This is a genomic window from Actinomadura napierensis, from assembly GCF_039529375.1.
Lineage (GTDB): Bacteria > Actinomycetota > Actinomycetes > Streptosporangiales > Streptosporangiaceae > Spirillospora > Spirillospora napierensis.
The window spans coordinates 1-14,834 of the sequence record NZ_BAAAMR010000047.1 but is presented as its reverse complement, the minus strand read 5'-3'; the positions used below and the strand labels follow the sequence as shown (position 1 = coordinate 14,834).

At 73.6% G+C, this 14,834-nt stretch carries 11 protein-coding genes; 3 read left to right on the top strand and 8 right to left on the bottom strand.

Annotated features, from left to right (window positions below; translation table 11 throughout):
* Positions 1-9: 9 nt before the first annotated feature.
* The 4 genes from ABD296_RS25000 to ABD296_RS24985 all read right to left on the bottom strand — a co-directional run bounded on the left by ABD296_RS25000 (position 10) and on the right by ABD296_RS24985 (position 4,440).
* Positions 10-228 (bottom strand): MbtH family protein, encoded by a 219-nt coding sequence (locus ABD296_RS25000; RefSeq protein ID WP_344271661.1) that lies wholly within the window; start codon positions 226-228, stop codon positions 10-12.
* Positions 229-278: 50 nt separating this feature from the next.
* Positions 279-1,298, bottom strand: coding sequence for a 2,3-diaminopropionate biosynthesis protein SbnA (gene sbnA / locus ABD296_RS24995; RefSeq protein ID WP_344271659.1), 1,020 nt, complete (start codon positions 1,296-1,298; stop codon positions 279-281).
* Between the two features lie 139 nt (positions 1,299-1,437).
* A complete protein-coding gene (locus tag ABD296_RS24990; RefSeq protein WP_344271656.1) occupies positions 1,438-3,234 on the bottom strand; it encodes an AMP-binding protein in 1,797 nt (598 codons plus the stop codon).
* A 213-nt stretch (positions 3,235-3,447) separates the two neighbouring features.
* A complete protein-coding gene (locus ABD296_RS24985) occupies positions 3,448-4,440 on the bottom strand; it encodes a LuxR C-terminal-related transcriptional regulator (protein ID WP_344271653.1) in 993 nt (330 codons plus the stop codon).
* Between the two features lie 255 nt (positions 4,441-4,695).
* Here ABD296_RS24985 and ABD296_RS24980 point away from each other — a divergent pair, with 255 nt between their 5' ends.
* Positions 4,696-6,513, top strand: coding sequence for an AfsR/SARP family transcriptional regulator (locus tag ABD296_RS24980; protein WP_344271651.1), 1,818 nt, complete (start codon positions 4,696-4,698; stop codon positions 6,511-6,513).
* Positions 6,514-6,585: 72 nt separating this feature from the next.
* A complete protein-coding gene (locus ABD296_RS24975; protein WP_344271649.1) occupies positions 6,586-7,413 on the top strand; it encodes an NAD(P)-dependent oxidoreductase in 828 nt (275 codons plus the stop codon).
* Positions 7,414-7,694: 281 nt separating this feature from the next.
* On the opposite strand, the gene ABD296_RS24970 is transcribed toward ABD296_RS24975, so the two are convergent.
* Positions 7,695-8,549, bottom strand: a complete 855-nt coding sequence (locus tag ABD296_RS24970) for a helix-turn-helix domain-containing protein (RefSeq protein ID WP_344271646.1) — start codon at positions 8,547-8,549, stop codon at positions 7,695-7,697.
* A 70-nt stretch (positions 8,550-8,619) separates the two neighbouring features.
* Between ABD296_RS24970 and ABD296_RS24965 the strand changes: the two genes are divergently transcribed.
* Positions 8,620-9,402, top strand: coding sequence for a phytanoyl-CoA dioxygenase family protein (locus ABD296_RS24965; RefSeq protein WP_344271644.1), 783 nt, complete (start codon positions 8,620-8,622; stop codon positions 9,400-9,402).
* On the opposite strand, the gene ABD296_RS24960 is transcribed toward ABD296_RS24965, so the two are convergent.
* From ABD296_RS24960 to ABD296_RS24950, 3 genes are all read right to left on the bottom strand, one after another.
* A complete protein-coding gene (locus tag ABD296_RS24960) occupies positions 9,350-13,078 on the bottom strand; it encodes a glycosyl hydrolase (protein ID WP_344271641.1) in 3,729 nt (1,242 codons plus the stop codon). The genes ABD296_RS24965 and ABD296_RS24960 overlap by 53 nt on opposite strands.
* Positions 13,075-13,902 carry a carbohydrate ABC transporter permease gene (locus ABD296_RS24955; RefSeq protein ID WP_344271639.1) on the bottom strand — a complete coding sequence of 276 codons (828 nt, stop codon included), beginning with the start codon at positions 13,900-13,902 and terminating at the stop codon, positions 13,075-13,077. The genes ABD296_RS24960 and ABD296_RS24955 overlap by 4 nt, the downstream gene beginning before the upstream one ends.
* Positions 13,899-14,834, bottom strand: a 936-nt coding sequence (locus ABD296_RS24950) for a carbohydrate ABC transporter permease (RefSeq protein WP_344271636.1), incomplete at its 5' end; no start/stop codon positions are given. The genes ABD296_RS24950 and ABD296_RS24955, both read right to left, overlap by 4 nt.

Here is a 14,834-nt window from a genome sequence, read left to right as displayed (position 1 = left end):
GGCGGGCCGTCAGCCCGCGGCCTCCTGCTCCATGCGGCGGCGCAGGCTCAGGGGGCGCATGTCGGTCCAGACGGCGCCGATGTGCTCCAGGCACTCCTCGCGGGTGCCCTCGGTGCCCTCGGCCCGCCACCCGGCGGGCAGCTCGCGGTCCGCCCACCAGATCGAGTACTGCTCCTCGTCGTTGAGGACGACGCGGTACGGGCGCGCGTCGGTCTGCTCTTCGGCCATGTGCACGTTCCCTTCACGGATACAAGTGGGCCGCCGTTTTCCGGCGGCGCTCAGATACCGGGCCCGGAGTTCTCGTCCGCCATTTCCGGCGTGTTCTCTCCGGGTTCCTTCCACAGATGTGAGACCTCGCCGAAATGCTCGAAGACCCACTCGTCGGAATAGATGCTGTCGAGGTAGCGGTCGCCGCCGTCCGGGAAGATGAGGACGCAGTGCGACCCGCGCGGGACGGTGCCCGCGAGCTTCTCCAGGGCGGCGACGGCCGCGCCCGACGAGCCGCCCGCCAGCACCGCCTCGCGGCGCACCAGCCGGCGGCAGGCGGCCACGCATTCCAGGTCGGTGACGTGCACGACGTCGTCGGCCGCGGCGGGGTCGGCCAGCGCCGGACGGACGGAGGCGCCGTGCCCCGGGATGAGGCGGGGCGCCGGCGGGCCGCCGAAGATGGCGCTGCCCACGGCGTCGACCGCCACGACGGTCGTGGCCAGCCCGCGCCCGCGCACGTAGTCGGCGCAGCCGCGCAGCGTCCCGAACGTGCTGACCGGGCAGAACAGGTAGTCGACGCGGCCGTCCAGGGCCCGGTCGATCTCCCGCATCGTCTGCTCGTGCGCGCCCGGGTTCAGGGGGTTGGCGTACTGGTTCGGCCAGTAGGCGTGCGGCAGCGTCTCGGCCAGTTCCCGGACGCGGCGCAGCCGCACCGGCAGGAACTCCCCGGTCTCGGGGTCGGGCCGGGTCACGACCTCCACCTCGGCGCCGAGCGCCCGCATCGCGGCGAGGTTGCGCGCCGTGGTCCGGGCGTCCACCACGCAGACCAGGCGCAGGCCGTGGTAGAGGCAGACCTGCGCGAGGCCGACGCCGAGGTTGCCCGACGTGGACTCCACGACCACCGACCGGCCGGCCTCCAGCGCGCCGTCGCGGATCCTGTCGCGGAGCATCGCCAGCGCGGTCCGGTCCTTGATGCTCCCGCCGGGGTTGAACCGCTCCATCTTCCCGAACACCCGGACGGGGAATTCCGGAAGAATCCTTTCCAGCTCGACGAGAGGCGTGTCGCCGATGCTCTCGAGCACACCCCGCACGAGCTTTCCCGGCACGGCTTCCCCTTTTCCCGGGCGCGCGCCGTCAGGCGGCGCCCGGTCGCGACGTCTCCGGGCCGTCACTTCGTCTCCCGGATGAATCCACTGTCGCGGAGGTGCCAATATTTGGGCTATATCGCCACTACGTCGCCGACCCGGCCGGCCGGCGCGCGCGGGACCGGATCAGCCGGACCGGATGGATCGGGGGCTCGCGGCGGTAGCGCCGCCGGACCTCCTGGTCGAGCTCCTCGTGCAGCGACTCCAGCGCGTCCGCCATGAACAGGTCGCGCAGCAGGGCGCGGTTGACCCCGCCCTCGGCGTTGCACGGGACCTCCCCGGCCGGCAGCAGCACCACGCTGCCGGCGCGCACGCCGGAGCGGCGCGCCAGGGCGTCCCGGATGGTCCAGGCGAGCGAGGGCAGGCAGAACTCCTCGGCGCCGTCCTGCCGGACCTCGTGCACGACGACGAGTTCCTCGCGCAGCGCCGGCACCGTGAAGACTCCGCCGATCGCGCCCTTGAACGCGCGGTGCAGCCCCCGGACCCAGCGCTCGACGAACCCGGGGTACACGGTGCGCCCGTAGGCGGAGAGGGTCTCGTCGCTGCGGCCGACCAGGTACACGCGGTCGCCGTAGCGGACGCCGAGGTCGCCGGTGCGCTCGCGGCCGTCCGCGCCCGCCATCTCGATCTCCCCGATGCGCAGGTCCGGCATCGCCTCGCCGGTGCCCGGGTCGACGACGCCCACCGGCATGTCCGGCGGCACCTCCAGCCCGACCAGGGACACCACGCCGGGGTCGGCCTGGGCCGCGGCCTCGGTGCCGAGCGAGCAGGAGCGGAGCGGTTCGAGGACGCCGCGCTCCAGCGAGCGGACGCCGGCGTCGGTGATGGCCGGGGAGGTCGAGACGAGGGTCGTCCACGACGCCGGCGAGTAGCAGGCCGTGAACGCCTCGGGCCGGAAACCGGCGGGGGCGAACCGGGCGGCGAACCGCGCCGGGGCGCCCTCGGCGGCCTGGTCGGCCTCGATCAGCGCCCGCCGCCAGTGCGACAGGTCGAGCCGGTCGACCGTCTCCGGCGGCACCCCCCGCACGCACTCGTCGTAGAAGCGCGCGGGCGCCCCGCTCACCTCGATGCGGTGCCGGTCGATCAGCTCCAGCCAGCGGCGCGGCGGGACCGGCTCGCCCGGCGGCAACGTGATCGCGGTGCCGCCGGCGTACAGCGCGGCCAGCACCTGCCTCAGGTCCCCCGTGCCCGGCTGCGGCGGCAGCCAGGCGCCCGACCGCACCCCCTCGGCCAGGCCCATGACCCGGCTGGTGAGGTCGAGATGGCGGGCGACCTCGCCATGAGTGTGGGTGAGCCGCTCCGCGCCCGCCGCGGGCCGCGGGACGTATCGGAGCAGCGCGACCGAGTCCGGCGCCGGCGGCCGGAGGGGCGGCGGCGCGCCGGGCGCGGCCGGGACGTCCAGGTCGGCGAGGTCGGTGGTGAGCAGCGACATCCGGGGCAGGCCGTCCTGCCCCATCCAGTCCGCGACCGCCATGAGGTCGCGGATGTCGGTCAGCACCACGCGCGGCTCGGCGTCCAGCGCCCTGCCGGTCGCGCTCGCCAGATGCCACGGCGGGCCCGGCACCGGCGCGGCAACCGCGGTCACCCCCGCGTACAGGCAGCCCAGCAGGCTCTTCAGCAGCTCGCATCCGGCCGAGTAGACGAGCAGCACCCGGTCGCCGGGGGCGCAGTGGCCGCTCAGCCAGGCGGCTCTGGCCATGGCGACGGCGTCCAGCTCCGCGTAGGTGAGACCGCCGGCGCCCTCCGCCTCCATGACCGCGATGCGCGACGGCGCCCGGGCCGCGTGCTCGCCGATCCGCTCCACCAGTCCCGCGGGCGGCCGCGGCGCCGCCCGGTGGTCCGCGCCGTGGTCCGGCCCGTCGTTCCCGTCCTCAGTTCCCATGCCAGACACGCGCCCGCTCACCCCGTGGTTTCGACCTGCGCGGCAAAGGCCCCCCGATGCCGCAGTCCGGTGCATTATCGCAATTGTCGGTTAAATCCTGGTCCAATCGGCGCCCAGCTCCGGTGCATGACCCTGCGGCGGCAACATGCTGCCAGCGCCGCCCGGCGCCCTGACCTGTGCGGGTCACGGCGTCCGCCGCCGCGCCCGGCCAGCTCACAGCGCCTTCAGCCAGCCCCGCTCGACCGCCTTGACGCCGGCCTCGAACCGGCTGCGCGCCTTGAGCCGGCGCATGACGCCGGCCGTGATGCGCCGGCCCGTCCGCACCGACACGCCGAGCCTGCGCGCGACCGCCTCGTCGGTGTAGCCGCGCGCCAGCAGCCGCAGCACCTCGCGCTCCTGCGCCAGCAGCCCGTCGTCGTCGCGGTTGCGCTCCTCGCCGAGCGGGGACGCGTTCTCCCACACCCGGTCGAACAGCGCGCACAGCGCGGTCAGCAGCCCGGCGCCGCGCAGCAGCACCGCCCCGGCACCGCTGTCGTCGGGGTCGATCGGGACCAGGGCGGTGTGCCGGTCGTACAGGGCCATGCGCAGCGGCAGCGCCGCGACGGTCCGCACCTCGGCCCCCGAGCCCATGAGCCGGCGCGCGTAGGCCATGCTCGCCGGATCGCCGGCGATGCTGTCCAGGTACACCGTGCACATCCGCACCCGGCGGTCGAGGATCGCCCGGTCCAGCGGCCAGCTCGCCATCATGTTGTCGGTCGTCTGCGGCCCGCCCGCCGCGAACCCCAGCACCTCCGACTCGCAGCGGTGGGCGAGTTCCTCGATGCGCGACCGGACGGCGTCGATCCCGACCAGCCGCTCGGCCTCCAACCCCTCGCTGCAGCTGCGCAGCTCGCCGTACTCGTCCAGCAGGCTCGCCACCGCGGCGCGGCTGTCGGCGATGCGCCGCTGGTAATCGCGTACCTCCGCCTCCTGGCGGGTGAGCAGCGCCTCGAGGCCGAGTTCGGGGCTGACGACGCGGTACTCCCCCGGCTCCTCCCATGAATGGCGCACCAGCGCGAGCGCGACGAGCTGGCCGCGCGCCTCGCGCACCCGCGTCTCCGTCCACCCCAGCCGCCGCGCCAGTTCCCCGGTCGGAGCCCGCGGATACCTGATCATCATTCGGTACAGCGCCTCGGCGTCGGATCCAAGCCCGAGCCCATGGAGCATCCCGACTCCCCCAGTCTTGATCAAGTCTCCGTTCCGGATTATGCATCGGAGTTCGACGGGGGCGAAGCCGAGCGGGATCCGTGACCGCAGTAGGACAGACCCTGCCACGGCATGAAGCTGCCAGTAGCGCACAGTGACGAACCGGGGGTGCGTCCCGCACACTTTCCCTCGAGCGGTCCGGCGCCCGTCCCGAAGCCGGCCGCGGGCGCTCTCGCTTCACGCTCCGTAGTGACACATGACGCTGAGGGAGGGTCCATGCGAGTGCGGATTCTCGGCCCGGTCGAACTCTGGGACAATGCCGACCGGGTCGAACTGCGCGGATCGAAGCTGCGCACCTTCCTCACCGCGCTGGTCCTCGCACACGGCCGGGTCGTCTCCGACCAGACCCTCGTCGAGATGCTGTGGGAGGACGCGCCGCCTGCCACCGCCCAGGCCCAGATCCAGACCTACGCCTCCCGGCTGCGCGGCCTGCTCGGCGACGGCGCGGTCGTGGACCGGCACCGGCCCGGCTACCGGCTGCACATCGAGCACGCCGACGTCGACCTGACCAGGTTCGAGGGGCTCGCGGCCGAGGGCCGCGCGGCCCTCGCCGACCGGCGCGTCGAGGCGGCCGCACGGTCGCTGTCGGGCGCGCTGGCGCTGTGGCGGGGCGAGGCCCTGACCGGCGTCACCGACTTCCTCGCCGACCTGGAGCGCCCCCGGCTCGAGGAGGCGCGGCTGGCCGTCCTGGAAGACCGGGTCGAGGCCGATCTCGCCCTCGGCCGGCACGCGGGCCTCGTACCGGAGCTGACGGCGGTGGTGACCGCCCACCCCCTGCGGGAGCGGTCCCGCGCCCAGCTGATGCTCGCCCTCTACCGGTGCGGCCGCAACGCCGACGCCCTCGCCTCCTTCCAGGACTACCGGCGGTTCCTCGCCGACGAGCTGGGCATCGATCCCTCGGCCGAGCTCCAGGACCTGCAGCAGGCGATCCTGTCCGACCGGCACACCCTGCTGGCGCCGAGCGCGAGCACGTCGCGGCCGGCGCCGGCGCCCCCGGTTACCCGGCTGCCAGCGCCGCCCGCGGACTTCACCGGACGGGACGCGGCGGTCGACCGCGCCCGGACCCTGCTCGCCGACGCGGGCGCGCCCCGGGTGTGCGCGATCACCGGGATGGGCGGCGTCGGCAAGACCGCGCTCGCGCTGCGCGTCGCACACCAGGTCGCCGACGCCTACCCGGACGGGCAGATCCACGTCGACCTCCAGGGCAGCTCGCGGCCCCTGGAGGCTGCGGAGGCCCTGACCCGGCTGCTGCGCACGCTCGGCGCGCCCGCCGCGGACCTCCCGCACGGCGCGGAGGAGCTGACCCGGTACTACCGCGACCGGCTCGCCGGACGCCGGGTCCTCATCGTGCTGGACGACGCGGCCGGCGAGCGGCAGATCAGGCCGCTGCTGCCCGGCGTCCCCGGGTGCGGCGTGCTGCTGACCGGCCGCACCCGGCTGGCCGCGCTGGAGGGCGCCGACCGCATCTCGCTGCAGCCGTTCGAGCCCGCCGAGGCGGTCGAGCTGCTCGCCCGCCACACCTGCCCCGAGCGCGCGGCGGCCGAACCGCGGGCGCTCCCCCTGATCGCCGAGCGCTGCGGGTTCCTGCCGCTGGCGATCCGCGCGTGCGGCGCCCGCCTCGTCGGGCACCCGCACTGGCCGCTGTCGCGCCTGGCGGACCGTCTCGCCGACCCGCACTGGCTGCTCGACGAGCTGCGGGTCGCCGACCTCGACGTCCAGGCCACGCTGGCGCTCGGCTACCGGCGGCTGCCGGCCGACCTGCGGCGGGCGCTGCGGCTGCTGTCGCTGCTGAGCACGCCGGAGTTCTCGCTCTGGATCGCCTCGGTGCTGCTGGACCGGCCCCTCACCGAGACGAGGGCACAGGTGGAGGAACTGGTCGAGGCCTACCTGCTGGAGGTGCCCGCCGAGCGGCCCGACACCTACCGCTTCCACCGGCTGGTGCACGCCGTCGCCAGGGAGCGGGCCCTCACCGAGGAGACACCGCGCCTGCGGGCCGCGGCGATCCGGCGCGTCGACCTCGCCCTCACGGCCTGACACCGGGAGAAAGCCGCCGGCACAACGGCTGTTGGAGAAAAAATATAGCGGCGGGCGTCATCCTGAGCTTCCGTGAGACTCCCCCCGCCAACGTCCGTCTCCGCGCGCCCGGTCGTCCTGGTCGCCGAGGAGATCTCCCCAGCCGCCATCGAGGTGCTCTCCGCGGACCTCGACGTCCGGCGCTGCGACGGCACCGACCGCGCCGCGCTGGTGGCCGCCGTCGCCGAGGCCAGCGCGCTCGTCGTGCACCGCGAGACCCGGGTGGACGCCGGGATCGTCGCGGCCGGCGGGCGGCTGAAGGTCGTCGCCAACGTCGGGCCGGGCCCCGGCGGCGTGGACGTCACCGCGACCGCCCGCGCCGGCGTCATGGTCGTCAGCGCCCGCACCGCGCGCACCGTCAGCCTCGCCGAGCTCACCGTGGACCTGCTGGTGTCCGCGGCCCGGCACGCCCCGCCGGACGTGCGGCTGGAGGGCAAGGTGCTCGGGGTCGTCGGCCTCGGCGCCTGCGGCGCGATGGTCGCCGAGCGCATGCGCGCGTTCGGGATGCGCATCGTCGGCTGGGACCCCGATCCGGAGCACCACCGCACCGCCCGGCCGCACATCACGCTCCTGCCGCTGGAGGACCTGCTGGAATCCGCGGACTTCATCGCCGTCCAGTTCCGGGCCGCCGGCCTGATCGGCCGCGCGGCGCTGAACCGGGTCCGTCCCGCGGTCCGGATGGTCTATTCGGCCGCGGACGGCGTCGTGGACGAGGAGGCCCTCCGCGCCGCCGTCGAGGAGGGCCGGGTGGCCTTCGGCGTCGGCGTCCACGTCGGCGAGCCCCGCGGCGGCGAGGTCGCGGTGGCCGAGTCCGTCCGCCACCTGCTGGCCGGCGAGATCACTCCCGGCCGGTGGAACTGACCCCCGGCCCCCGGTATCCGAGAACACGAGGAGGAGAAATGATCACCTGCCCCCCGCCATCCCGCCACAACACCGGCTGGCAGTAACCCCCGCCCGGCCCTCGCCGAGCTCGTTTCCGACCTGAACTCCTACACTGGCGCGAGCGCCCCGAACGGCGCCTGAGCCGACGCCTCCGGTACTGCGCGGCGGGCGGCCGCGCAGCCCCGGGTGCGCCGGGGCGGCAGGCGTCCTTGGGCCACCGTGGCCTAGTGTTGCGGCTCGCCGAGTCTGCTCGGCCGGCGCTATTCCGAGGGTCTGTTGCGCCTTCTGTATTCCGTGGGTGTCAGCCCGACCAGGGTCCTGAAGCGCCGGGCGAAGTACGTCGGGTCGTCCCAGCCGACGGCGGCGCCGACCCGGGCGGCGGGCAGGGCCGAGTTCACCAGCAGCGCCGCCGCCCGCTCGGCGCGCAGCCGGGCCAGGAAGCCCATCGGGGACGAGCCGGTGCACTGCCCGAACAGGCGGCCGAGATAGGCGGGGTCCAGGTTGACGGCCCGCGCGAGGTCGTCCAGCCTCCACGGCTCCGCGGGCGCCGCTTCGAGCCGCGCGATGGTCGCGGCGACCGCGGGGTGGACGGCCGGTTCGAGAGTGACCTGTTCGGGCTCGGCGCCGTCGGCCAGGATTCCCAGCACGGTCATCAGGCGGCCGACCGCCCGGCCGGGCCGGCGGCGGCCCGCCGTCAGGTCCCCTTCGAGCAGGCTGATCTGCGCGATGGCCTCGTCGGCGTCCGAGGGGGCGAGGGATCGGACCGCCACACCGCGGGCACCGTGGGACACCGGGTCGGTCCACAGCAGCCGGCGCAGCATCGGCAACTGGTACAGCTCGGCCCGCAGCGCGTGGGCGGACAGGCAGCAGTTCGCAACGGTGAGATCGGCGCAGTCGCCGAAGGCGTGCCACGCGCCCGGCCGCAACACGATCGCGTCGCCGTGCCGCAGCGGACGCTCGCCGTGGCTGGTGACGTGCCGACCGGCGCCGGGGCCGATGATCGCGATTTCGAGGAAGTCGTGCGTATGCGGGTCGACGCCGGCTCTCAAGTGGTGGACGCCACCCCAGATCGGACCGTCGACGAACAGCGCTTGCTCGTGCAGCGTGGCGAGCATGTCGTGATCGTACGACTCCTCACCGGGATCGGCCTAGCCCTCGGCCGCATGCCCCGGCGAGGCTTGGCCCATGATGAACGAGCAGGCGAGCACCGATGTCGGAGCCGATGGCCAGGTCTCGCAAGAGCTGGTGGACGCGTATCGCGAGTACGGTTTCGTCCGAGTCAGGAGAGTCCTCGACCCGTCCAGGATCGAGCGGTTCAGGGCCGGTGCCGAGACCTTCCTGGAGGCCCATCGCGCCGAGAGCCTGGAGACCCGCGGGACCTTCAGCCAATTGGTCAACGTGTGGCGGCGCGACCGGACACTACGCGATCTCACCCTGGACCGGCGTCTCGGCAGGATCGCCGAGCAGCTCGCCGGATTCCCGCTGCGGCTGTGGCACGACCAGATGCTGGTCAAGGAACCGCACAGCGGCACCGCCACGGAATTCCACCAGGACCGTCCGTACTGGCCGCACCGCGGCGACCGCCTTCCCCTCTCCGCCTGGATCGCGCTGGTCGACGTCCCGCCGGAACGGGGCTGCATGACGTTCCTGCCCGGCACCCAGCATCACGCCGGTCTCCGCCCGCAGGATCTGCACGATGCGGAGGATCTGTTCGCGGCGGATCCGGCGCTGCGGTGGGCCCCCCGCGTAACCCTCCCTCTGCGGGCAGGCGACTGCACCTTCCATAGCGGTTACACGGGGCACATGGCGCTCCCCAACCGGACGGGGACGGCCCGCCTCGCGCACGTCAACATCTACATGGACGCGGAGACCGCCTTCAGCGGCGAAGCCCACCCCGTGACCGACGGCCTCGGCCTCACGGCTGGGGATCGGCTGGACGGCGAGGTGTTCCCCCGTCCGTGGGCATGAGCAGGCGAACCGGACCGAACAGTCCTGATACCCGCTGACCTGGAAAGACGAAGTGGGTCGGGCTCACCTCATCGAGGTAGGGCGCGAGCGTGCCGCAGACCAGGACCTCGATCTCGTTCGGGCCGTCCCGCAGGGCGGCGCCGAGATCGAAGCGGTAGGGGGCGCAGATCCGCACGCCCGCGTGCACGCCGTTGACCGCGACCTCGGCGGTGCCGCGCACCCGTCCGAGGTCGAGCGTCGCCGCGGCCGGGGCCGAGGGGAGGTCGACGCGGCGTCGGTAGCGGACGGCCCCGCTGTAGCCGGCCAGTCCCGTGTCCTCCCAGTCGCCCAGCTCGATCGTTCCGGGGCCCACGGCGAACCGCACGGGCCCGGCGAGCGCGGCGCCGGCCTGGTGTCCGGGGATCGTCAGGATCCGCAACTCCGCCGTCCTCCGGCCGGGCGCCTGGAGCGGAGTCCCGCCGGGACCCGCCTGCGGAGGCAGCTGCATCTCCGGGCCCGGTTCCAGCCGCTCGCCGTCCAGGAGCACCTCCAGCAGTTCACCGTGCACCTCAACGGCCATCCGCGTAGCGCCCGGCGGCACGGTGACGCGCAGCCACTCGACGCGCGGGCCGATGTCCGGTGCCGCGAAGCGCGCGGGCAGGACGTCGCCGGTATCCGGCGCGTCATCAAGCCAGGCCGCGCCGGGCAGCGGATGAGGGCGCCGTTGCAGATGCAGCGAGGCCGGGTCGCCGTACTGGCGGCGGCTCGGCACGACGGGCACCGGCTCACCGTCGCACGCGGCCGTCCACCCTGCGCCGGAGACCACCGCGCCGTCCACCATGACGGCCGGGGGCGCCCCGCCCTCGGTGAGGACCAGCGTCACCTCGCCGCCGGTCACCTCGTAGCGGCCGACGCGGGGCACCTCGTGTTCGGCGTACGGGTCGAAACCGCCCTGGCGGCCGATCTCCTCACCGTCGACGAGGATCCGGCAGGGGGCCGCCGAGGCCACCTGGAGGACCGAAGCGCTCGGGGGCACCGCGGCGGTGAGCGTGACCCGCGCACCCGGCCTCCCCGGCCCGGCGACCGTGATCCACTCCGGTCGCCGGTAGCGGCCGGGATCGGTGACCACGGCGAGGTGGGCGCGCAGCCGCACCTCCTCGTCCGGGACGAACCGGACCTCGATGTCGTGCTCCCCGCCCGCGACGGGAGCCGTGGCGATCGCCAGGTGCCCCCCGTCGTCGACCGGGACCTCGGCCCCGTCGACCAGCAGCCTCTTGGACGCCGACGCGCCGACCGCCACGAAACCACCGTTCCCCGGCACGGTCACGCGGGAACGGAAGAGCACGGCTTCCCCGGCCGCGACCTCACCGAAGTCGAGGAACTCCTCGGGCACGTGCCCCTTGGGCCCGAGGAAGTCGCGATGCACGGCGTCCTTGCGGATGCCGCGCGAGTCGGAGTACACGGCGGGACGCCACGACCCCTCGGACTCCAGGGCCCAAACGCCATGCGGTCCGAACGTGGCGTGCGCCTCGGCCCAGGCCGTCTCGCCCTCCACGCGGTGCCGCATGCTCCAGCATTCCAGCGGGACGTCGCGGCCGGCGGGGCGGCCGAAGTCCCCCCAGGAGTTGTCGAGGGTGGGCACCGTCTCCATCGTCCAGGAGGTACCGAGGTCCAGGCCCGTGCCCGTCGGCCGCTCTTCGGCCGGGAGGCTCCCCGCGCCGCCCGAGCCGCCGGGGAAGATGAGCAGCGCGGCGGGCGCGTCGTCGAACGGCACGACCACCTCGACCCACGTCTCGTCCACCGCCCGGACCTCCAGCGGCCGCGGCGGCCCTCCGAACGGGCCGGCCAGGAACGCCGGGCCGCGGACGCCGCGCACCCGCAACCGCATGTCGCGCAGGTAGCGGTCGGGGTCGAAGTCGTAGGTCACGTCGAGCCAGCCGAGGTCGATGCCGCGCTCGCCGGGACGCTCGACCGACACACGGCTGGCCATCGACGGGGCGGCGGTCACGAACACGACGGTGGCGCCGTCGACCTCGCGGACGAGGGCGGGGACCGGCCCGTCCACCCGGCGGTCGACGGCGAGGACCGCCTCGATGCCGTCGGCGTCCGTCACCACCTCCGCCAAGGCGCGAAGCTTTGCCACCGCCGCGTCGGCGTCCGGGTCGCCGACGCCGTGGCGCGGCGGCGGCCCGACCGCGATGACGCGCCCGCCGGTCTCGGCGAACGCGACGAGCCTGCGCGCGGTCTCGCCTTCGAGCACGGTGCACGCGGGAAGGAGGACGATGCCGTACGACTCGTCCGCGACGTCGAGCCGTCCTCGCGTAACGGCAGCCCGCTGCACGGAGTCGTCGTCCACGACGTCGGCGTCGATTCCCAGTCGGTCGAGCGCGCCGGGAACCATCCGGAACCACGCCATGTCGCCGACGAGACTCCGGTAGACGTCCTGGGCGCGGACGGCGTCCGGGTCGACGCCGTCGAGGCGCGTCCCGGCCTGTGCGGTGGCGGTCGGGAACAGCACCGCCACGTCGCAGACGTGCTTCCCCAGCGACAGCGCGGCGCACAACCGGGTGACCGCGTCGGCGAACACCCGGTGGTGCCTCCAGTAGGGCTGCCGCCAGTCGGTGGACGGCGGCGCCCACTCCCACCAGCCCGCCTTGGTCGTGTAGTAGGCGGCATGCGGGTTGTAGAGGGTGGCGCCCGAGCGCAGCCAGGGAAGCAGCCAGTCGAAGGTCTCCTCCAGCGTCCCGCCCCAGCCGCTGGAGTGGAACGCCTCGATCCAGGTCCGGTCCCGGCCGTACAGGTGCGCCAGTGACGAGTGGATGCGGGCGTCGCCGTGGTGGTCCGAACCGGGGGCGCCGAACCAGCGGTGCGTGCGCGCGTAGTCGGCGTATATCTTGACGCCGTCCACCGGGAGCCCGGCCCGTGCCGGGTCCTGCTGGTCGCACCCGTGCAGCAGGCCGTGCGCCTGGTGCCACTCGGCGAGCGGCCGGAAGAACGCGTCCTCGGCCAGTTCCGCGCGGGTGAGGTGGTAGTCGCGGCGGATCCGGAAGGCGTCCCGCCCGCTCTCTCCCTTCCCCCACAGCACCCCGAGGTGCGGGGTCAGGTCGTAGCCTCGGCGCCGCGCGAACTCGTCGGCGAACGTCGGCGACCAGGTCGGCAGCGAGGGCAGCTCGTCCTGGAACGACCCGACGATCACGTTGCCGAGCCGGTGGCCGAGCCGCCGCGCGAACTCGCCGTGCACGCGGTCGAACAGCACCTCGCACGCTTCGGCCGACAGGTAGTCGAAGCCCCGCACGCCCACCGTTCCGGACGGTTCGAGCCACTGCCCCGCGTAGGCGGGGACGTCGCGCACCAAGCGGGCCTGCAGGTCGGCGCCGGAGAAGCCGAGCTGGTCGTAGAACCAGAGCGACACCCCCAGCTCGGCGGCGTCCTCGCACACCGCGTCCAGCAGGTCCCACCAGGCGTCGGAGAAGAACGGCGGGTCGTCGGCGTCCGAGCCGAACATCGGTCCCGAGGGCGCCAGGTTCAGCACCACCAGGTTGTGGACGCCGCCCTCGGCGAACCGTTCGAGCTGGTCGCGGAGCCGCCGCCGATCGAGCCGCTCGCCGCTCCACCACCAGATGGGCGCCGGGGAGTACGCGGGCGGCGGCGAGTCCAGGACCGCCAGCAGCCGGGACGGGATCGCGGCCAGGCTCATCCCTTCAGCCCGCTGGCGAAGCCCTTGATCACGTACCGCTGCAGCACCAGGAAGACCACGATGATCGGCAGTGCGGCGAGCACCAGGCCGGCGAAGACCAGCCCGTAGTCCGACACGTACTGCCCCACGAACGCGAAGATCCGCACCGGGACGGTCTCCCGCGCCGACCCGCCCAGGTAGAGCAGCGGCGTGAAGAAGTCGTTCCAGACGAACACGGCGTTGAGGATCAGCACCGTGCCGGTGATCGGCCGCAGCAGCGGGAACACCACCCGGGTGAACGCCTGGAGGTGACCGGCGCCGTCGATCAGCGCGGCGTTGGCGTAGTCGCCCGGCAGCGCCCGGATGAACCCGGTGTAGAGGAAGATCGTGAACGGCAGCTGGATGCCGGTGTAGAAGATGATCATTCCCTGGTAGGTGCCGAGCAGACCGGCCGAGTCGGCCAGCTTGAACAGCGGGATCATGCCGAGCTGGAACGGCAGCACGATGCCGAGCAGGAACAGCACGTACAGCACGAACCCCATCCGCGTGGCGCACCGGGCCAGGAAGTACGCGGCGAACGACCCGATGGCGATGAGCGCCACCAGGCTGACCACCGTGATCACCGTGCTGTTCAGCAGCGCCGACCCGAGCGAGGCCCGCGACCAGGCGTCGGAGAAGTTCGCGAACGTCGGCGACGTCGGCGGGGACAGCGGCGCCGAGGCGATCTGCTGCTTGTCCTTCAGCGACAGCGTGATGAGCGCGTACACCGGGAACAGGAACGCCAGCGCGACCACGATCATCAGCATTTCCAGCAGGAAGGTGCGGAACCCGTACCGAAGCCTCATGCGGTCACCTCCCGGCTGCGCAGGTAGTAGATCTGGATCAGCGAGACCGCGGCGACGAACAGCGCCAGGACCAGCGCGATCGCCGTGCTGTAGCCGTAGTTGCCGAACACGAACGCCTGCTTGTACAGGACGGTCGAGAGCGTCTCGCTGGAGTGGCCGGGGCCGCCGCTCGTCGCCGCGTAGACCTGGTCGAACAGTTTCAGCCCGCCGATGGTCGACAGCATCACGTTGATCGTGACCGCGGGGGCCAGCAGCGGCCAGGTCACGCTGCGGAACCGCTGGAACCGGCCGGCGCCGTCGATCATCGCGGCCTCGTGCAGTTCCACGGGCACGCCCTCCAGCCCGGCCAGGAAGATGACCATCGAGTAGCCGGCGAACTGCCAGATCACCATCCCCGCCACCGACCACAGCGCCAGCGACGGGTCGCCCAGCCAGTCCTGGCGCAGCGACCCGAGACCGATCGCGCCGAGGATCCCGTTGAGCCCCGCCTCCGGTGCCGGGTTGTAGACGTACTTCCACAGGAACGCCACCATCACGGGGCTGACGACGGCGGGCGCGAAGAACACGACCCGCAGCACCACGCGCGACTTGATGCGGGTGTGCACCCCGAGCGCGAGCAGCAGCCCGATGCCGTTCTGGACGACGACGATCGCGACGGTCAGCAGCAGGGTGTTGACCAGCGACCCGCGGGTGGCGTCGTCCTGCAGCAGCCGCCGGAAATTGTCGATGCCGTTGAACGAGCGGTCACCGATGCCGTTCCAGTCGGTGAAGGCGTAGACGACCCCGCTGGCGCTCGGATACAGGACGACCAGCACGTACACGAGCAGGGCGGGCGCCGCGAACCACCAGGGCGGCGTCAGGAAACCGCCGCGCCGCCGGCGGCCGCGAGGCGGCCGCCGGGCACCGCGCGCCTCCGGTGCGCCGGCGGCCGG

Bases quoted from the DNA above. Each gene is read 5' to 3' on its own strand.
- ABD296_RS25000 (WP_344271661.1), bottom strand. From the start codon at position 228: ATGGCCGAAGAGCAGACCGACGCGCGCCCGTACCGCGTCGTCCTCAAC.
- ABD296_RS24990 (WP_344271656.1), bottom strand. From the start codon at position 3,234: ATGGGAACTGAGGACGGGAACGACGGGCCGGACCACGGCGCGGACCAC.
- ABD296_RS24985 (WP_344271653.1), bottom strand. From the start codon at position 4,440: ATGCTCCATGGGCTCGGGCTTGGATCCGACGCCGAGGCGCTGTACCGA.
- ABD296_RS24980 (WP_344271651.1), top strand. From the start codon at position 4,696: ATGCGAGTGCGGATTCTCGGCCCGGTCGAACTCTGGGACAATGCCGAC.
- ABD296_RS24970 (WP_344271646.1), bottom strand. From the start codon at position 8,549: ATGCTCGCCACGCTGCACGAGCAAGCGCTGTTCGTCGACGGTCCGATC.
- ABD296_RS24965 (WP_344271644.1), top strand. From the start codon at position 8,620: ATGATGAACGAGCAGGCGAGCACCGATGTCGGAGCCGATGGCCAGGTC.
- ABD296_RS24960 (WP_344271641.1), bottom strand. From the start codon at position 13,078: ATGAGCCTGGCCGCGATCCCGTCCCGGCTGCTGGCGGTCCTGGACTCG.
- ABD296_RS24955 (WP_344271639.1), bottom strand. From the start codon at position 13,902: ATGAGGCTTCGGTACGGGTTCCGCACCTTCCTGCTGGAAATGCTGATG.